Source organism: Nonomuraea sp. NPDC003707 (genome assembly GCF_053587055.1).
Map to the genome: position 1 here is coordinate 19,340 of NZ_JBSFNK010000008.1, position 18,786 is coordinate 38,125.

The 18,786-nt window shown below is 71.2% G+C and carries 13 protein-coding genes; 2 read left to right on the forward strand and 11 right to left on the reverse strand.

Annotated features, from left to right (window positions below):
- Positions 1 to 137: 137 nt before the first annotated feature.
- Positions 138 to 2,741, forward strand: a complete 2,604-nt coding sequence (locus tag ACWDRB_RS21925; RefSeq protein WP_449896338.1) for a M4 family metallopeptidase — start codon at positions 138 to 140, stop codon at positions 2,739 to 2,741.
- Positions 2,742 to 2,749: 8 nt separating this feature from the next.
- On the forward strand, positions 2,750 to 6,250 hold the full coding sequence (locus ACWDRB_RS21930) for a S8 family serine peptidase (RefSeq protein ID WP_449896340.1): 3,501 nt from the start codon (positions 2,750 to 2,752) through the stop codon (positions 6,248 to 6,250).
- A 51-nt stretch (positions 6,251 to 6,301) separates the two neighbouring features.
- On the opposite strand, the gene ACWDRB_RS21935 is transcribed toward ACWDRB_RS21930, so the two are convergent.
- From ACWDRB_RS21935 to ACWDRB_RS21985, 11 genes are all read right to left on the reverse strand, one after another.
- Positions 6,302 to 7,579 carry an amidohydrolase gene (locus ACWDRB_RS21935; protein ID WP_449896342.1) on the reverse strand — a complete coding sequence of 426 codons (1,278 nt, stop codon included), beginning with the start codon at positions 7,577 to 7,579 and terminating at the stop codon, positions 6,302 to 6,304.
- Positions 7,576 to 8,673, reverse strand: a complete 1,098-nt coding sequence (locus tag ACWDRB_RS21940) for a tartrate dehydrogenase (RefSeq protein WP_449896344.1) — start codon at positions 8,671 to 8,673, stop codon at positions 7,576 to 7,578. The genes ACWDRB_RS21935 and ACWDRB_RS21940 overlap by 4 nt, the downstream gene beginning before the upstream one ends.
- A complete protein-coding gene (locus ACWDRB_RS21945; RefSeq protein WP_449896346.1) occupies positions 8,670 to 10,205 on the reverse strand; it encodes an ABC transporter substrate-binding protein in 1,536 nt (511 codons plus the stop codon). Before ACWDRB_RS21945 ends, ACWDRB_RS21940 begins: the two co-directional genes overlap by 4 nt.
- A gap of 126 nt (positions 10,206 to 10,331) precedes the next feature.
- Positions 10,332 to 11,825: an aldehyde dehydrogenase family protein gene (locus ACWDRB_RS21950; RefSeq protein ID WP_449896348.1), complete on the reverse strand. Its 1,494-nt coding sequence runs from the start codon at positions 11,823 to 11,825 to the stop codon at positions 10,332 to 10,334.
- Positions 11,822 to 12,850 carry an oligopeptide/dipeptide ABC transporter ATP-binding protein gene (locus tag ACWDRB_RS21955; protein WP_449896350.1) on the reverse strand — a complete coding sequence of 343 codons (1,029 nt, stop codon included), beginning with the start codon at positions 12,848 to 12,850 and terminating at the stop codon, positions 11,822 to 11,824. The genes ACWDRB_RS21950 and ACWDRB_RS21955 overlap by 4 nt, the downstream gene beginning before the upstream one ends.
- Positions 12,847 to 13,851 (reverse strand): ABC transporter ATP-binding protein, encoded by a 1,005-nt coding sequence (locus ACWDRB_RS21960; RefSeq protein ID WP_350740187.1) that lies wholly within the window; start codon positions 13,849 to 13,851, stop codon positions 12,847 to 12,849. Before ACWDRB_RS21960 ends, ACWDRB_RS21955 begins: the two co-directional genes overlap by 4 nt.
- Positions 13,848 to 14,651, reverse strand: coding sequence for a GntR family transcriptional regulator (locus ACWDRB_RS21965; protein ID WP_449896352.1), 804 nt, complete (start codon positions 14,649 to 14,651; stop codon positions 13,848 to 13,850). Before ACWDRB_RS21965 ends, ACWDRB_RS21960 begins: the two co-directional genes overlap by 4 nt.
- Before the next feature lie 113 nt (positions 14,652 to 14,764).
- Entirely contained in the window at positions 14,765 to 15,685 is a 921-nt protein-coding gene (locus ACWDRB_RS21970; RefSeq protein WP_449896354.1) for an ABC transporter permease, read from the reverse strand.
- Positions 15,672 to 16,616: an ABC transporter permease gene (locus tag ACWDRB_RS21975; protein WP_350740196.1), complete on the reverse strand. Its 945-nt coding sequence runs from the start codon at positions 16,614 to 16,616 to the stop codon at positions 15,672 to 15,674. Before ACWDRB_RS21975 ends, ACWDRB_RS21970 begins: the two co-directional genes overlap by 14 nt.
- 37 nt (positions 16,617 to 16,653) lie before the next feature.
- Positions 16,654 to 17,934, reverse strand: coding sequence for an NAD(P)/FAD-dependent oxidoreductase (locus ACWDRB_RS21980; protein ID WP_350740199.1), 1,281 nt, complete (start codon positions 17,932 to 17,934; stop codon positions 16,654 to 16,656).
- A gap of 16 nt (positions 17,935 to 17,950) precedes the next feature.
- Positions 17,951 to 18,625, reverse strand: a complete 675-nt coding sequence (locus ACWDRB_RS21985; RefSeq protein WP_449896357.1) for a haloacid dehalogenase type II — start codon at positions 18,623 to 18,625, stop codon at positions 17,951 to 17,953.
- Between the last annotated feature and the right edge of the window lie 161 nt (positions 18,626 to 18,786).

An 18,786-nucleotide genomic window follows, 5' to 3' on the forward strand; every position in this document is an offset into this window, starting at 1 on the left:
ACATGAAGGAGGCTCAATACTCCAGGTGATCAATCCCCTGGCCTCCCTACAGCCCCCGTGAGCACTGGTCTACGCATGCCTGTGTGCTGGCGGTCCGCACCCTTCCCGTTACCCCCCGCACCTGTGTGGAGCATGCCATGCGCTTGGCCAAAAACGTTTTCCGTGCCTTATGGGCGGGTGGGCTCGCAGCCGCGGCCTGCGTCGCGGTGACCTGGGGGATGCTGGCGCTGCTCGTGAGCGGCGCGGAAGGACTGGTCGGGAGTTTCCTGGCCAGGAGCGTGAACGGGGTCACCACCGCGGCGGCCGCCGCCACCGGCGGGCCGGTGGACTGGTGGTCGGCCACGCTCTCCTCCGGCGGCCGGATCTGGCCGCTGCGCTTCCTGCTCCAGGGCTCGCCGATGGTGCTGCTCGCGCTCGGGCCCGTGGCGGCCGGGCTGACGGCCGGCCTGCTCACCCGGGGCAGGGCCCGGCTGCTCGCCGCCTCGGTCGGGTACGCCGCCGTGATCACCACCACGGCCACGGTCACCGCCCTGGTGGCGCCCGGCGAGCTCGCGGCCGTCAGCACGCCCTGGCCGATCGCGTTCGTGCTGGCCCTGGCCTGGTGCTTCGCCGTGGGGCTGGCCGGCCAGGCGGCGCGCCGCGTGAAGGTCGTGGCTGCCGGCGCGGCCGTCCTGCTGCTCGCGCAGCTCTCCGTCTCCGGTTCCGCGGTCGCCGCCCCTCCGGCCAAGGCCAAGACCGAGCTGCCGGTGACCATGGCGGCCGCGGGCCCGCCCGAGCCCGCTCCGGTCGGCTACTTCCGTCCGGGCGTGACCGAGGCGCTCGCCAAGGTGGGGGTCTCCAACGCCTCCGACGGAGCGAAGATCGCCGCCGACACCGGCGTCACCATGGCCAAGGACCCCTGGCTGGGCGTGCCCACGATGCTGAGCCTGCAGAGCCCCGCCGGCAAGGACGTCAAGAGCTGGCTGCGCGCCAACGCCGGGCTCCTGGCGTCCAAGGACCCCGTCGCCCAGCTCACGGAGCTGCCCGCCAGGCCCAAGGACCCGCTGGGACTCAAGCACGACTGGTTCCAGCAGCAGGTCGACGGCGTGCCCGTGTACGGCGCCCGGGTGGGCGTCCACCGCGACGCCAAGGGCAAGACCGTGCTCAGCCTGACCAACAACTTCATCCCCGACCTGGCCCCCACCGGCACCAAGCCGACCCTCGACGCCGGATCCGCCGTGACCGCCGCCGGCCGGGCCATGCCGGGCGCGAAGGCGGGCGCGGCGCCCGAGCTCCTGCTGCTGCCCGACGAGCCGGACCCCGGCAAACCGGTGGCGGCCACGCTGGTCTGGCGGGTGCCGATGGCCGCCGACGACGGCCGTGCGACGGTCTTCTACGTCGACGCGCTCAGCACCGGGCGGATCGTCAAGTTCGAGCCCGGCCACCTGGAGTACAAGAACCGCAGCGTCTGGGACCTGAACAACAACCCGCGTCCCAGCGGCGGCCCGGCCAGGACCGAGGGCGAGGGCCCGGTGTCCGAGCCCGACGTCAACGCCGTCTACGACCACAGCGGCCGCTTCTACGACTACCTGGCGAGCACCTTCGGCCGCGACAGCTGGGACGGCGAGGGCGCCAGGATGAACTCCTACGCCCGCTACTCCAACGACCGCAACCACCAGCCGGTCAAGAACGCCTTCTTCGACCCGCTGACCGGCGAGACCATGTTCGGCGAGGGCACCGCCACGCTCACCATCGTCTCCCACGAGTGGCAGCACGGCGTCACCCACTCCAGCGCCGGCCTGTTCTCCTTCTTCCAGGGCGGCTCGCTCCACGAGAGCTTCTCCGACGTCTTCGCGGCCTTCACCGAGTACAAGGTCAAGGGCAGCACCAACTGGAAGGCGGGCGAGGGCAGCTCGCTCGGCGTCATCCGCGACCTGGCCAACCCCAGCGCGCTCAGCTATGACGGCAAGCCGCACCCCGACCACTACAGCAAGTACTGGCTGGGCTGCGCAGACGGCGGCTGGGTCCACTTCAACAGCCTGATCCCCAGCCACGCCTGGTACATCCTGGCCACCCGCATCGGCATCGAGAAGACCCAGGAGATCGCCTACCGCGACCTCACCACCCAGCTCGGCCCGCGCTCGCGCTTCTCTGACACGCGCGCCGGCGCCATCCAGGCGGCCTCGGACCTGTACGGCAAGAACTCGCCCGAGATGCTGGAGGCCTGGCGTGCCTTCGGCGCGGTCGGGATCGACGGCAACTACGAGTCGCCGCGCCAGGAGTGCATGTGCTTCGCCGACGAGTCGCTGACCGGCGTCGGCCTGGAGGCGCTGGACCCCGACGGCGCCGGCACCGACGCGACCGTGGCCGGCCTGCTGCGCGTCCGCGACATCTTCGAGAACGCCGAGTCCGGCGCCGTCATGCACTACGCGCAGCTGTACGCGCGAGCCAACAGCCGGGCCATGGAACTCCTCACCACCAGCGACACGCTCCGCAGGCAGACCGCGCATCTCATGCAGAGCATGGAACCGGCCTTCCGCACGGTCAACACGCCGCAGGGCGACCTGACGACCGTCACGCAGGGGCAGATCGACGAGATCAACGCACTGGTCGACGCCTACCTCGAGGCTGACATCGACGCGGGCAGCGACGGCACCTGGACGGCTCTGGCCCGCTCGGAACTCGAGTACGCCAACATCCAGTCGATGGTCGGCATGTCGGTCAACGAGGCGTACGCCTACCTCGAATCACTCTTCGACTAAGGAAACACATGCGCCGCCGCCTCCTGACGGCCCTCTGGCTGGTGCCCGCGTTGTTGCTGGGCTCAGCCGTACCGGCCGCCGCCGCGAACGACCCCCTGCCCGACCGGCTCGACCGCGCGGTCGCCGCCAAGCTCGCCGAGCACGACACCACCGACGTGTTCGTGATGCTCAAGGAGAAGGCGGACCTGTCCGGCGGGAAGTCGCTACGCGGCCATGCCGCCAAGGCCGAGCACGGGTTCCGCACGCTGCGCTCGACCGCCGAGCGCAGCCAGCGCGGCCTGCGCTCCTTCCTCCAGGACTCCAAGGCGATCTTCACGCCGTACTGGCTGGTCAACGCCGTGCTGGTGCGCGGCGCCGACGCCGGCCTGGTCAAGCGACTGGCCGAGCGGCCCGACGTGGCCCGGGTACGGCCGGCCGGCAGCGTCTCGCTGCCGGAGCCCGAGCGCGCGGCCAAGGCAGCGGCCCAGGTCGCGGGCGTGGAGTGGGGCGTGGACTCCGTCGGCGCCCCGCGCGTCTGGTCCGGCTTCGGCGCCAAGGGCGAGGGCATCGTCGTCGCCACGATCGACTCCGGCGTACAGTACGACCACCCCGCCCTGGCCGGGCAGTACCGCGGGCGCAAGGCCGATGGGAGCTACGACCACAACTACAACTGGTTCGACCCCACGTTGGTCTGCGGCGTCCCCTCGGCGACGCCGTGCGACAACAACGGGCACGGCACCCACACCATGGGCACCATCGTCGGCGCGGGCGGGATCGGCGTGGCGCCCGGCGCCACCTGGATCAGCGCCAAGGGCTGCGAGACGAGCAGGTGCAGCGACGTCTTCCTGCTGGAGGCGGGCCAGTGGATGCTGGCGCCCACCGACCTGGAAGGCAACAATCCGCGCCCCGACCTGGCGCCGCACCTGGTGAGCAACTCGTGGGGCGGTGACGCGGGCGACCCCTTCTACCAGGAGATCGTGAACTCCTGGGTGGCGTCGGGCATCTTCCCGCTCTTCGCCGCGGGCAACGCCGGCCCCGAATGCGCCACCGCGCACTCGCCCGGCGACTACGCCAACACCTACGCCGTCGGCGCCTACCAGTCCGACGGGAAGATCGCCGACTTCTCCAGCCGCGGCGACCCGGAAGGTGCGGCGATCAAGCCTGACATCGCCGCACCCGGCGTGGCCATCCGCTCGTCCGTGCCGGGCAGCGGCTACTCGGCCTACAGCGGCACGTCCATGGCCACGCCCCACGTGGCGGGAGCGGTGGCGCTGCTGTGGTCCGCCGCGCCGACCCTGCGCGGCGACATCGCCGCCACCAGGCGGGCGCTGGACGAGACCGCCGTGGACGTGACCGACTACAGCTGCGGCGGCGACAGCGCGAACAACCGGGTGTGGGGGCAGGGGCGGCTGGACGCCTTCGCCGCCGTCACCTTCGCGCCGCGCGGCCAGACCGGCACGCTCGCCGGAACCGTCCGCGACGCCACCGGCGCGGCCGTGCCGAAGCCGACCGTGACCCTGACCGCCTCCGGCGTCAAGCGGACCCTGACCGGCGGCGCCGACGGGACCTTCAGCATCCCGCTGCCTCCCGGCTCCTACGAGGTCACCGCCTGGGCCTTCGGCTTCGCGCCCGCCACCGGCACCGCCACCGTGGTCGCCGGCGCCACCGCCACCCGTAACCTGTCGCTGGCCACGGTCCCGCGTTACGACGTCTACGGAGAGGTCCGGCAGTCCGGCGGCGAGCCGCTGCCCGGCGCGGTGGTCAGCATCGAGGGCACCCCCTACGACCCCGTCACCACCGAGTCGGACGGCGCCTTCGCCATGCTCGGCGTCCCCGTCGGCACCTGGCGGGTGAACGTGCAGGGAGCCCGGTGCGGCGCCTCCACCACGGTGACGCTCGTGGTCGACTCCGACGAGGTCCTCCAGATCGACACCCCGCTTCGCAAGGACGCCTTCAACAACAAGTGCGACGTCATCCCGACGCTCACCTGGGAGTCGGGCACCACCCCGCTGGCGCTGACGGGTGACGACGCGGGCGTCGCGGTCACCCTGCCCTTCTCCTTCCCGCTGTACGGCAAGCCGTACACCAAGGCGTGGATCTCCACCAACGGCTTCATCAACTTCCAGCGGCTCAGCACCCTGTCCATCAACAGCGCGATCCCGAGCGGCGGCCTGCCCAACTCCGCGATCTACGCCTTCTGGGACGACCTCGTCGTGGACTCCTCGGCGCAGGTGCTCACCGCCACCCTCGGCGCCGCGCCCAACCGGCGCTATCTCGTCGAGTGGCGCAACGTCACCCTGGTCTCCCAGCCCACGGCGCGCCTCACCTTCTCCGCGGAACTGCACGAGAACGGGCAGATCCTCATCCAGTACAAGTCGCTGTCGAGCGGCCTGATGCCACGCGGCTCCTCGGCCACGATCGGCATCGAGAACAGCACGGGGACGCTCGGCTTCGAGTACTCCAGCAACGTGCCCGTGCTGCGCTCGGGCATGGGCATCCGCTTCTACGGCGCGGGCGTCGTCCAGGGCGTGGTGCGCGACCCCGCCGGCACGCCCCTCAAGGGCGTCGAGGTCGGCTACGCGATGCCGAACGACTCGACGCTCATGGAGCAGGCCATCACCGACGCCACCGGCGCGTACCGCCTGTTCCCCCTGCCGGGCGAGTACACGGTGTCGATCGCCGCCGCCGACTGGGAGTACTACTCCTCCAAGGTCACGCTTGGCGAAGAGGGGCAGGTCATCGACCTCGACATCACCCTGTATCCCAGCAGCAGCGACATCTCCGGCGTCATCAGGGACAGCTCGGGCAAACCCCTCCCCGGGGTGAGCGTCGCGGTCATGGACCGCAACATCGCGGCCGCGACCACGGACGAGACCGGCGCCTACCGGCTGACCGGCGTCCACGGCGGCACCCAGTGGATCCAGGTGTTCGCCCGGGCCTGCGAGGTGATCGTCCAGAAACGGCTGACGGTCACCGGCGACCTGGTCGTCGACCTGACCCAGGGCATGCCCGTCGACGACTCCGGCTTCGCCTGCACGCGCAAGCCACGCGCGTGGGTCGAGGGCACCGAGGTGCGCAACGTCAACGCGACCACCAGCGAGATGGTGCCGCTGCCCTTCTCCTTCCCGCTCTCCGGCGACACCTTCACCAGCGTGGGCGTCACCGGTCTCGGCATGCTGCTCTTCTACGACGCGCTGACCGGCGAGTGGTCGTGGGCCGCCCCGTACACCGACAACCTGGACTACGACGACCAGTCCTCGGTGCGCACCGCGACGGTGAACGGCGCGTTCGTCGTCGAGTGGCGCGGCGTCCTGCTCAAGGGCACCGGCCTGCGCCTCACCTTCGAGGCGGTGCTCCACCCCGACGGCCGCATGGTGTTCCAGTACGGCGACCTGCCCGACGACCCGCGGATCCGCAACGGGGAGGGCGTCGTGGCGGTGTCGAACGCCTACGGGCCCGACGTGCTGCTGATCCGCGGCACGCTCGACCCCGAGACGGCCTTCGAGGTCCGGCCGGCCCCTCAGAGCTGAAGGCCGGACGGCGACCGCCCGCTGACGGGCGGTCGCCGTGCCCGGGCGACGTCACCAGGATCGGATGAGCGCGGCCAGCAGGTCGGCGGCCGGGGCCAGCGCGGCCTCGTCCAGGTCGAAGGTCGGCGAATGATGCGGTCCGTACGTTCCGGCGCCCACGAGCAGGTATCCGGCGAGCCCGCCGCGTTCCTGGACGCGCCGCATGAACAGCGTCGCGTCATCGCTCGCGCGCAGGGGACGCGGCGGCAGAAGCCGCAGGCCGTGGCTCGGGGCGAGGGTCTCGATCCCAGCGAGGATCGCGCCGTCGGTGGTCGCGCTGGTCGCCCAGCCGGTTCTGGCGATGTCCACGGTGACACCGTGCATGGCGGCCGCGCCGTGGAGGACGGCGCGGGCCCGCTGCTCCAGATCGTCGTGCTCGGCGGCGGCGTCGGCCCGGACCTCCGCGCCGAGGACGGCAAGGGCGCTGACGATGTTCGCCGCACCGGGCGCGTGCAGCGTCCCGACGTTGACGCGGGTCGTCGCCGTCGCGTAACGGGGCAGAGCGTGCAGGCCCAGAACGGCGGACGCCGCCGCCAGCAGGGCACTGCGGCCCTGTTCGGGCGCCCCGCTGGCGTGGGAGGCGATCCCGGTGAACTCCGCCCGCAGTTTCGAGGTCCCGTACAGCTCGGTCGCGGCCGCGACGCATCCGTCCGGGGTGCCGAAGCCGAGGTGGATGGCCAGCAGGACGTCGACGTCGTCGACCAGCCCGGCGGCCAGCATGGGAGCGGCGCCGCGGACGCCCTCCTCGGCAGGCTGGAACAGCAGCCGTACGGTGCCGGCGAACTGCCTGTCGGACAGCAGGGCCGCGGCCCGCAGCGCGATGGCCACGTGCCCGTCGTGCCCGCAGGCGTGCATCGCGCCGTCGATGTCCGAGCCGAAACCCCCGGCCGCGGGGTGGTGGCCACCGGAGCGGCTCTCCTGGATCGGCAGGGCGTCCATGTCCACCCGCAGGCCGACCAGCGGACCCGGGCGAGTGCCGTGCAGCTCCGCGACGAAGGCGGTGTTCCCGTCACGGAAACGGTGCACCGACTCCGGCGGCACGCCCTGCGCGGCGGCCCGCCGGACGGCGGCGTCGAGCTCGTCGCGGCCCGGCACGCCGAGGTGATCGTGCACGTTGACGAGGTCCCCGCCGCCGCGCAGCCGCCAGCCCAGGTCGGACAGGAGGCTCCAGGCGAGATCCGCGGTCTCGATCTCTAGGAAGCCGACCTCGGGCCGCCGGTGCAGCTGACGCCGGACGGCGGTCGCGTCCAGCGGATCCGGCCGGGCCCCGGATCGCCGGCGCGTGCTCACGATGTTCCAGCGGCGAGGGCGTGGACGACAGCGGTCGTGAACTGCTCGGTGCTCGCCGTGCCGCCGAGATCGGGGGTGGCGGTCCCCGCACGGAGGACGTGCTCGAAGGCGGACACGAGACCGGCCGCGGCGCCGGATTCGCCGAGATGATCCAGCATCATGGCCGCCGCCCAGAGGGTGCCGACCGGATTGGCGATGCCCATGCCGGCGATGTCGGGCGCCGATCCGTGCACCGGCTCGAACATCGACGGGTACGTCTTGGTGGGGTCGAGGTTGGCGCTGGGCGCGACCCCGATCGACCCGGCCAGGGCGCCGGCGAGGTCGGAGAGGATGTCGCCGAACAGGTTGGAGGCGACGATGACGTCGACGCTCTCCGGCCGCAGCACGAGTCGTGCGGCCAGCGCGTCGATGAGGACCTTCTCCAGCCGCACCCCGCCGCCGTCGGCCACCTCGGCCACCACCTCGTCCCAGAACGGCATCGTGTGGATGATGCCGTTCGACTTCGTCGCCGAGATCAGCCGGCCCGAACGCCGCAGGGCCAGGTCGGAGGCGAAGCGCGCGACCCGTTCGATGCCGGCCCGGGTGAAGACCGCCTCCTGGACGGCGAACTCGCCGGGCCGGCCGCGGTTGACCCGGCCGCCGACCTCGCTGTATTCGCCTTCGACGTTCTCGCGTACGACGACCAGGTCGATCGGGGCGTCCGAGCGCAACGGCGAGCGGATCCCGGGCAACGATCGGACCGGCCGGAGGTTGACGTACTGCACGAACTCCCGGCGGATGGGGATGAGCAGTCCCCACAGGGTGATGTCGTCGGGGATGTCCGGCGCGCCGACGGCGCCCAGCAGGATGGCGTCGGCGGAGGCCAGCTGCTCGAGGCCGTCGACGGGCATCATGCGTCCGTGCGCCCGGTGGTGGTCGCATCCCCACGCGCGCTCGCGCCACTCGACGGTGAACCCGAAGGTCGCGGCCAGGTGGTCGACGCAGCGCACGGCGGCGGGGACGACCTCGGTGCCGATCCCGTCACCCGGGACGACGTCGACGACGTAGCGCCGTGCCGTCCCGGGGCCGGTGTGTTCCGGGGAAGTCGTGGTCACGACAGCTTCGTGTCCTTCGTGAGGAGGGTCCGCTCCAGCGGGTCGGTCGGCAGGCCCTTGACGGTGTCCGCGACGCCCATGGTGAGGCTCTCGTGGACGAGCGGGACGAAGGCCACGTCGGTGGCCAGCTGGGTGGCGATCTGACCGTAGAGGTCGTGGCGCTTGGCCGGGTCCGCCGTGCTCCCGGCCTCCTTGACGAGCTCGTCGACCTTCGGGTTGCAGTAACCGGCGAGGTTGAAGCTGCCCTTGCAGGTTTCGTCCGAGCGCAGAACGCTGATGGGCTCGGGCAGGTCGATGAGGTGGTTGCGGGACAGCAGGGTCGCCTGGAAGTTGCCGCCCATGAGGTCGTCCTCGACCGAGGCGTAGTCCCCGGTGCGGATCTTCACGGTGATGCCGGCCTCGGCCAGCTGCGCCTGGATCACCTGGGCTAGGTCGGCGAACTCGGGCCGGTCGGAATAGGCGATGAGCTCGAAGCCGAGTGAGCCGGGGTCGATGCCGGCGGCGGCCATGGCGGCCTTGGCGTCAGCGGCGTTTCCCTGCACGGGCTGCAGTCCGGCCGGTGTCCAGGGCTCGTCAGGCGTGAACGGTCCGGCGGCCGCGGTGGCGGTGCCCTCGTAGACCGCCTTGACGATGGCGTCGAGCCCGATGGCCTTCTGGATCGCGCGGCGTGCCTCGACCTTGTCGAAGGGGGCCTTGCGGGTGTTGAGGTACAGGCCGGTGGTGCGGGGCAGCGCGACCTGCTGCAGGGTGATGTTGTTGTCACCCTTCAGGGTGGTGAGGGTGGTGACGGGGAGGTTGGCGGCCACCGACACCTCACCGGCACGCAGCTGCGTGGCGCGGGTGGCGCCGCTCTCGGCGTAGCGGATCTCCGCGCTGCCGAGGGCTACGTCCCCGCCCCAGTAGCCGTCGTTGGCGGCCAGCGACAGCGACTGGCCGGTGCCGATGCTGGTGATCTTGAACGGTCCGGTGCAGGTGCCGACCGGGTTCGTGGTGGTGCCGGAGAACGCCTCAGGGGCGAGGATCCCGGTGTTCGGGACGCTGACCCGCAGCGGCAGGAACAGGTCCGCCTCCGGCGTGTCGATCCGTACGGTCCGGTCGTCGACGGCGGTCACCGCGGAGATGACGCTGGGGGCGAAGCTGCGCGGCGGCGCCGTGGCCTTCAGCAGCCGGTTGAGATCGTCGGCGACGACCTTCGCGGTGAGCGCGGTGCCGTTCTGGAACTTGGTGTCACGGATGGTGAACGTCCAGGACTTGGGCTCCGTCTGCTTCCATTCCGTCGCCAGGGCGGGCTGGGCGTGGTTGTCCTTGTCCACGGCCACCAGGGTCTCCAGGCAGCCGGCGCGGGTGAGGGTGAAGGCGTCGTCGGTCTCCAGGGCGTACCCGGAGTCGGGCGCCCACAGGTCGGCGATGATCAGCTTGGAGCCGCCGCCGCCGCTCGCGATGGCCTCGGGGCTGCCGGAGTCGAATGAGCAGCCGGCGAGCACGACGAGGGCTGTCGACATGCCGGCGAGGGTTTTCCAGGTGCGTGCCATGCTGGTGTTCCTTCTGAAGGTCGTTGGGGGGAGAGCAAGGGAGTGGGCACCACGACATGACCGGTTGACGCTCGTGTGTCCCGGTCGGATGGGCAGTGGATGAGGAGTTGTTGCCGGTGAGGGAGCTCAGCTGATGGAGGTCAGCCGGGCCGCGATGACCTTGGGTGCGGTCATCGCCACGACGGCGCTGGTGACGCCTTCCCGGCCGATGCCGCTGCGGTGGAAACCGCCGAACGGCATGGCGTCGATGCGGAAGTCGGAGGTGTCGTTGATCATTACGGCGCCGGCCCGCAGCCGGCGGGCCGTGCGCAGGGCCGCGGTGGTGTCGCGGGTGAAGACCCCGGCCTGAAGGCCGGTGGCCGCGCGGTTGGCCTGGTTCACGGCGTCGTCGAGATCGGCCACGGGCAGCACGCTGACCACGGGGCCGAAGATCTCGTCGGTGACGATGGGGTCGTCGGGGGCGAGGTCGGTGAGGATGGTCGGCTGGTACGTGGCGTCCTGGCGGACCGCTCCCGCGCGTACGACGGCGCCGCGGGCGACGGCCTCCTCGACCCGGCGCTCGACGCGGCGCGCGGCCGCCGCGTCGATCAGCGGCCCGACGTCGGTCGTCTCGTCATGCCTGCTGCCGACGCTCAGGTGAGCGGTCATATGGGTCAGGTGGCCGAGCAGTTCGTCGTAGTGCTGGGCGACCACGTAGACGCGCTGCACCGACAGGCAGTTCTGTCCCGCGCACCCGAACGCCCCTTCGGCTATGGCCTGCGCGGCCGCCATCAGGTCCACGCCGTGGTCGACGATGACGGGGTTGGACCCGCCCAGCTCCATCAGCAGGGTTCGGGCACCGGCCAGGCGGGCCACCTCGTCGGCGGTGCGGATCCCACCGGTGAAGGAGACGACGTCGACGCCGGGGTGCGACACCAGCTCCCGCCCGGCGGTCGGGCCGCCCGGCAGCACGGCGATCCGGTCGCCGGGAACGCCCGCCTCGAGGAGCAGCTCGGCCAGGGCGAGCGCGGACAGCGGCGTCGCCTCGTGCGGTTTGACCGCGATGACGTTGCCGGACAGCAGCGCCGGGCCGACCTTGTGCGCCACGAGGTTCAGCGGGTCGTTGAACGGGGTGATGGCGGCGACGACCCCGAGCGGTTCCCTGCTGCTCCACCCGAGCCGGTCCGCGCCACGGGAGGTGTCCTCGAACGGCACGCTGGCGCCCTGCAGGGCGTGTCCCGCACCGGCGGACAGCTGCAGGGTCTCCGCCGCCCGGGCCACCTCCCGGCGGGCATCCCTGATCGTCTTGCATCCCTCGGAGCCCACGATGGCGGTGAACCGTTCGGACTGCTGCCTCAGCAGGTCGGCGGCACGGTGCAGGGCCTCCCGGCGCTGCCACAGCGGCCAGTCGGCACGGTCGGCGGCGGTGCCGGCCCGGAAGGTGTCCACGAGCGCGTCGACGGCAGCGCGTACTTCCGCGGCGGTGCTGTCGGCGACCTCGCCGAGGAAGGCGCCGGTCTCGGGGTCGATCACGGCGGTGTGCCGTTCGGTCTCCCGCCAGCGTCCGCCGGCGAACGCCTTACCGGGCGGAGTCCAGCGGGTGGCGGCGGCCGGGGCGGTTTGTCCGGTCATCAGGCTCATGCGGGGATCTCCTCAACGACCAGCCGGCTCCGGCTCTCCGCGGAGCGGTGACAGCGGACGTGGTGGCCGTTTCCGTTGTCGACGAGGTCGGGTTGCTCGGTGCGGCAATGGTCGGTGGCCAGCGGACAGCGGGTGTTGAAGCGGCAGCCGGGAGGCGGGGAGACGGGGCTGGGCGGCTCGCCCTTCAGCTGGTCAGGTTCACCGGCGTCGATGCGGTGTCCCTGACCGGAGTGCAGCAGCGCCAGGGTGTAGGGGTGCAGGGCGCCCGTGAAGATGTCGTCGTGCGTGGCCATCTCCACGATCTGCCCGAGGTAGAGAACCGCCACCCGGTCGGCGAGGAACTTCACCACCCTCAGGTCGTGGGAGATGAACAGCATGCTCAGCCCGCGCGACCGGCGCAGATCGACCAGCAGGTTCAGGATGGTCGCCTGCACCGAGGCGTCCAGGGCCGACACGGGCTCGTCGCAGACGAGCAGCTTGGGTTCCAGCAGGAGGGCTCTGGCGATGACCACCCGCTGCAGCTGCCCTCCGGAGCAGTCGCCCGGCCGGCGCTCCAGGAAGCTGTGGTCCAGGCCGACCTCCGCCAGCGCGGTGGTCACCCGCCGCAGGCGTTCCTGCGGCGTGCCGATGCGGTGTTGCTGCAGGGGGGCGAGCAGCGATTCCCGCAGCGTCATCCGCGGGTCCAGCGCGGAGTGCGGGTCCTGGAAGACCAGCTGCGCCGACCGGCGCAGCTGACGGAGCCGGGCGCCGCGCAGCTTGCCGACCCTCAGCCGATCGACCTCGATCCGTCCGGAGTCGACCGGTACGAGGCCGAGCAGGAGCCGGGCCAGCGTGCTCTTGCCCGAGCCGGACTCACCGACCAGCCCCAGTACCTCCCCCTCGCGGATGGTCAGGGAGACGTCGTCGACGGAGTGCACGTGCGGCCGGCGTCCGAAGCCGTTCCGCGCCAACGGATAGTGCTTGGTGACGTGGTCGATGACGGCGATGTCGGAGCTCATGTGGGAGCTCTGCGCGGGGTCGTTCATGCCGGGACCTGTCGTCGGGGGTCGATGGTGACCCAGCAGCGTGAGTTGCGACGGGTGCCGCAGCCGGCGAGATCGGGTTCCTCGGTGTCACAGTGGGAGCCCAGTTCCCCGTCACTGGCCGCGACGTCGCAGCGCGGGCGGAAGCGGCAGCCGTGACTGACCGCGCGTGCCGCGGTGGCGTTGCCGGGGATGGTGTGCAGATGGCCGGTGTCGTCGGTCTGCAGGGTGGAGCAGCGCAACAACGCCTGGGTGTAAGGATGCTCGGCGGCGGTGATGACCTCGGCGGCCGGTCCGTCCTCGACGATGCGGCCCGCGTACATGACGGCGATGCGGTCGGCGATGGAGGCGACGGTGGTGACGTCGTGGGAGATGAACAGGACCGACATTCCGGTCTCGACCTGCATGGCGGCGATCAGCCGCAGAATCTGCGCTTCGACGGTGACGTCGAGGGCGGTGGTGGGTTCGTCGGCGATGAGGACGTCCGGGTGGGCGGCCAGCGCCATGGCGATCATGACGCGCTGGGCCATGCCGCCGGACATCTGGTGTGGATGCTCACCGGCGCGGCGATCGGGATCGGGGATCCCGACCGCGGCGAGCAGCTCCACGACCCGGCGGCGGGCGGCCTGCCTGCTCATGCCGAGATGCCTGCGCAGCGGCTCGGCGACCTGGCTGCCGACCGTCGCGGTCGGGTCGAGCATGCGCTTGGGCTGCTGGTAGAGCATGGAGATCCGCCGGCCGCGTACGCCGTCCAACGCCCTTGAGGAGGCGGCGAGCAGGTCCAGGTCGCCCAGCCGCAGGCCCTCGGCGTGCATGTGCAACCCGGCCGGCAGCATGCGCAACACCGAGTGGGCGGTCATGCTCTTGCCCGACCCCGATTCGCCGACCACGGCCAGCACCTCGCCGGGATCGAGGGTCAGGCTGACGCGGTCGAGGATGGGTGGGGCCTGTCCGGGCCGCCCGGCGTGAACGGTCAGGTCGCGGACCTCCAGACGCGCGCTCATCTCTGCTCCCGGGGATGCGGTGGGGCTTCCTGGTCGTCGCCGTGGCGGTAGCCGTCGGCGTGTTCATGAGAGGCCGACGGATCCTGGTGGTGATGCGAGTGAGGGCGAAGGCGCTGCTTGGGCGGCTGGTCCGATGCCCTCGGCTGGAGCTCGCCGACCTCGGCGAAGTGACGGTCCAGAAGTTCCTTGGCGGCGGACCTGTCACCGCTGGCGATGACGTGCAGCAGTTGCTCGTGCTCGGCCCACAGCTTGGAACGGTCGCTGTAGCTGTCGACGATCATCCGGAAGCACAGCTGCATCTCGTTGGCGATGAGGCCGTACAGCCGATCCAGCCGGGTGCTGCCGGCGGCGCTGACCAGCCGGCGATGGAAGGCGAGGTCCAGGGCGGCCAGCGCGCTCTCGTCCGCGTGGCCGACGGCATCCCTCATCCGCGCGACGATCACCTCTAGGTCGGCGACCAGGCCCGCGGAAACCCCTCGGGCGGTGACCCGGCGCAGTGCCTCCCGCTCGATCGCCTGGCGGGCGACGAAGATGTCCTCCAGGTCCTCTGTGGTCAGGGTGGGGACGAAGACCCCTTGGCGGGGGTAGCTGACCAGCAGGCCTTCTTGCACCAGACGCTGCATCGCCTCGCGCAACGGGCCGCGCGAGACCTCGAAGTACGCCGCGAGCTCGACTTCGTTCATCTGGGTCCCCGGCGGGAACTCCCCGCCGAGGATGCGGTCCCGCAACAGCCCGGTGACCACCTCCGTCAGCGTCCGCTTCGAGGTCCTGCCCGCCGGGGCCGGGGTCTGTTGGCTCATGAGTGTGTTTCTCCGGGTTCGTGTTCCGTTCCCACCGCTCGCGCTCTCCAGCCGCAGGAGCGCGTGATCGTTTCCAGTGTGACCGCCGCGCAGGTGCGGCGGGACTCCGCAGCTCATGTGGACCGCCCTGCCCGGGCCCGGCGCGTCTCCAGGCCGCGACCGGCGAGTGTGACGCTGAGAGCGGCGATGAAGATCGCGGCGCCTGGGGCCAGGACCAGCATCGGCAAGCGGTCCAGGTAGGGGATGGCCTCGGACAACATCGACCCCCAGTCGGAGAACGGTGGCTGGACGCCGAGTCCCAGGAAGGACAGGGCGCCGACGGTGATGAGCTTGTGGCCGAAGCGCACTGCCGCGTGGGCCAGCAACGGGGGCAGGGCGTTGGGAAGCAGGTGGCGGCGGATGATGAACCACCCCGAGCACCCCAGAGCCTGAGCCGCTTCGATGAAGTCACGGCCGTTGATCTCCAGCGCGACGCCACGGGCCAGCCGGCAGAACGGCGTCCACCCGCCGATGGTCAGGGCGAGCACCAGCGTCAGGTCACCGGTGCCGAGGATCGCGACGAGGAAGAGCGCGACCACCATCTCGGGGAAGGCCAGCAGGATGTCGGTGACGCGCATGACGACGGTGTCGAGCCAGCCACCTCGCCGCGCGACGACGAACCCCACGAGAGTGCCGGTGACGGCGCAGATCAACAGCGTGACCGAAGCGACGGCCAGGGAGAACCGGCCCCCGTCCAGCAGCCTGCTGAGCACGTCGCGGCCCAGGTGGTCGGTGCCCAGCAGGTGGGCCGCGGAGCTGCCTTCCAGGCGCGCGACGAGGTCCTGCTGCGCCGGCGGATAGGGCGCCAGCCACGGTGCCAGCAGCAGGAGCGTGGCGATCACCCCGAACAGGACGGACCCGGCCAGCAAGGCCGGCGGCCACGTTCCGCGCCCGCGGCGTGCCGGGGCGGCGGCGGTCTCGGCCGGTGACGGCGGAGGCGCGGCGCCGGGTTCGTCGCGACGGGCGTCGTCGCCGAAGACGTCAAGCACGGACACGGCTCGTCCTCGCGTTCGGGTTGATGGCGGTGTAAAGGACATCGGTGAGGGTGGTGATGAGCACGGCCAGGCCGACGACCGCCACGACCCCACCCTGGATGAGCGGGACGTCGTTGTTGATGACCGCGTCGTACATCTGCCGCCCGACTCCGGGTACGGCGAAGATGACCTCGACGACGACCGACCCGCCGAGCAGGCCGGCCAGCCAGACCGCGAACAGGGTCAGGACCGGCAGAACGGAATTGCGCAGCCCGTGTCGCAGCATGGTCTGGGCGAAGCTCAGCCCGCGCCCGCGGGCGGCGGTGATGTAGGGCGCCTCGAGCACCTCGATCATCGACGAGCGGGCGACCTGGGTGAAGTAGCTCATCGGCCGCAGCGCCACGGTCAGGCAGGGAAGCACCATCGACTCCACCCCGTGCCAGCCGGAGGAGGGCAGGACGCCGAGCTGCAGGGCGAACACCAGGACCAGGACCGGGCCGAGCCAGTACTCCGGGACGGCCACGAACGCCTGCGTGACGCCGGTGATCGCCCCGTCGAGCGGGGTCCCGCGCCGTACCGCGCAGACGGCTCCCAGCGGGACCGCCACGAACAGGGCGAGCAGGAGGGCGATGACGGCGATCGAGGCGGTGACCGACAACGCCCGCATCAGCTGGGGGAGGACCTCCGTGCCGTTGGTGAACGACCGGCCGAGATCACCCTGCAGAGCCGAGCCCAGCCAGGACAGGTACTGCTGGAGCAGCGGCCGGTCCAGCCCGTACTCGACCCGGAGGCGGGCCAGCGTCTGCGGGTCCTGGACCAGGTCGCCCACCCTGGCCCGCAGGATCCGCGCGGCCGGGTCGCCGGGCGTGACGTAGGGGATGAGGAACACCAGGAAAGAGGCGACCAGCAGGGTCGTCACGAGGACGGCGAACCGTCTCAGCACGTACAACACTCGGGTACCTCCGGGTCGTCACACGTTCGCGGATCGATCAGCGCACGGCGTCGAGCGCGCGGAAGAACGCCCCGGCGGCCGGCAGGAACCAGGGCGGCCCGAAGTGGCCGGGAACCGGCGGGAACGCCAGCCCCTTCCAGGGGTTGACCGTGGGGTCGCCGCCGATGACGTCGGCCATGACCTTGCCCATGTGCGTGGCCATCTGGACCCCGTGGCCGCTGTAGCCGACGGAGTAGTGCATCCCGTCCCGTACGCCGGCGTGGACCATCTGATCCATCGTCATGTCGACCAGCCCGCCCCAGCAGTAGTCCAGCCGGACGTCACGCAGCCGCGGGAACACCTCGGTGACGGCCTTGCGCAGGATCTCGCCGCTCTTGAGGTCCGACTGGGCGTCCGACAGGGCGAACCGGGCCCGCCCGCCGAACAGCAACCTGTTGTCCGGCGTGGGACGGAAGTAGTACAGCAGGTTCTTGGTGTCCGACGCCATCCGCCGGTGCGGCATGAGCTGGGCGACGAGGTCGTCCGGCAGGGGTTCGGTGACGACGATGAAACTGCCCACCGGCACGATGCGGCGGCGCAGCCACGGGGTCAGCGACCCCGTGTACCCGCTGGTGGCGATGAGCACGTCGGAGGCGGTCAGGACGCCGCGCGTGGTCTGCACCCGATGCCCGTTGCCCGGGCCGACGCGGCGGACGCCGGTCACCGCGGCGTTCTCCGCCACCAGGGCCCCGTGGCCGACCGCGGCGCGGGCCAGCCCCATGACCAGCTTCCCGACGTGGGCGCCCGCCCCGTTCGGGTCGACCTGCGCACCGTGATAGCGGTCGCTGCCGAGCTCGTCCCGCATGCGGCCGCGGGGAACCAGCTGGACCGAGCGGCCGATGAGCCTCTCGATCATCTCCGCCGACCGCTCCAGCGCGGCGTAGTGCGCCGGTTTGGCGGCCAGGGTGAGCTTGCCGGACCGCACGAAGTCGCAGGCGATCTCCTCATCGGTGACGATCTTCTCGACGGTGTCGATCGCGTCGTCGTAGGCGGTGAACATCGCCGTCGCACGCTCCGCGCCGTACCGCTTGACCGCGGCGGGGAAGGAGATGGCCAGGCCGGTCGTGGCCATGCCGCCGTTGCGGCCGGAGGCTCCCCAGCCCACGGTGTGCGACTCCAGCACGGCGACGCTGGCGCCGCGGCGGGCGAGATGCAGCGCGGCGGACAGGCCGGTCAACCCGGCGCCGATGACCGCGACGTCGACCTGTTCGGGGAGTTCGGCACGGCGGAAGTCGCCGGCCGGTTCGGCGGTGTCGAGCCAGTAGCTGGTCAGCTTCACGACGTCCTCCTTCCGATCAGAGACCCAGCACAGCGGGGACGCCGGACAGGTCGGCGGTCTCGGCGTACCGGTAGAAGGGGGTGGAGGGGTCGTAGCCGCGGTTGACGTAGACCTTGTGCGGGATCCGCAGCTCGTGGGCGGGGATCAGGTCGTACCAGATGTGCGAGGAGACGTGCACGATCTCGTCGCGTTCGCAGCCCAGCTGGTCGAGCATGTACTCGAAGGCCTGGTAGCGCGGCTTGTACGCCTTGGCCTGCTCGGCGGTGAACACCTTGTGGAAGGGGGCGCCGAGCTGGTCGACATTGTGCCGCAGCGTCTCGTCGACGGCGTTGGAGAGGATCACCAGAGGGTAGGCGTCGGCGAGCTTGGCCAGGGCCGGGGGTACGTCCGCATGGGGACCCCAGGTCGGCACGCAGGCCACGATGGCCTCGCCGTCGGAGGGGCGGTAGCCGATGCCCCAGCGTTCGCAGGTGCGCCTGAAGGAGTCCTTGAGCACGTCGGGGTAGAGCTTGAACTCGCCGAGCACCTCGTCCATCCGGTACGCGCGGTAGTCCTTGAGGAAGAGCGGCATGTCCTCCTCGGAGATCCGGTCGGCGACCAGCGGCTTGACGGTGAGGTTGAGATCGAAGCTGGTCAGGGTCCCATAGCAGTCGAAGGTGATGTATTTGGGGCGCACGCTGGTCAGGTCCACGAGCAGTTCCTCCGGTGGGGGTCGGTCCGGTGGGAGTGGGAGCGTCGGTGCGAGCGGCGAGATGTCACGCTCGGTGTCAGCCGCCTGGGGCGACTGGCCGTGTGGTGTCTGGAACGCTAAGCATCCGATTCTCTGCTGTCAACAATTCCGAGCCACCTGCT

Bases quoted from the DNA above. Each gene is read 5' to 3' on its own strand.
- ACWDRB_RS21925 (WP_449896338.1), top strand. From the start codon at position 138: ATGCGCTTGGCCAAAAACGTTTTCCGTGCCTTATGGGCGGGTGGGCTC.
- ACWDRB_RS21930 (WP_449896340.1), top strand. From the start codon at position 2,750: ATGCGCCGCCGCCTCCTGACGGCCCTCTGGCTGGTGCCCGCGTTGTTG.
- ACWDRB_RS21945 (WP_449896346.1), bottom strand. From the start codon at position 10,205: ATGGCACGCACCTGGAAAACCCTCGCCGGCATGTCGACAGCCCTCGTC.
- ACWDRB_RS21950 (WP_449896348.1), bottom strand. From the start codon at position 11,825: ATGAGCCTGATGACCGGACAAACCGCCCCGGCCGCCGCCACCCGCTGG.
- ACWDRB_RS21955 (WP_449896350.1), bottom strand. From the start codon at position 12,850: ATGAACGACCCCGCGCAGAGCTCCCACATGAGCTCCGACATCGCCGTC.
- ACWDRB_RS21960 (WP_350740187.1), bottom strand. From the start codon at position 13,851: ATGAGCGCGCGTCTGGAGGTCCGCGACCTGACCGTTCACGCCGGGCGG.
- ACWDRB_RS21965 (WP_449896352.1), bottom strand. From the start codon at position 14,651: ATGAGCCAACAGACCCCGGCCCCGGCGGGCAGGACCTCGAAGCGGACG.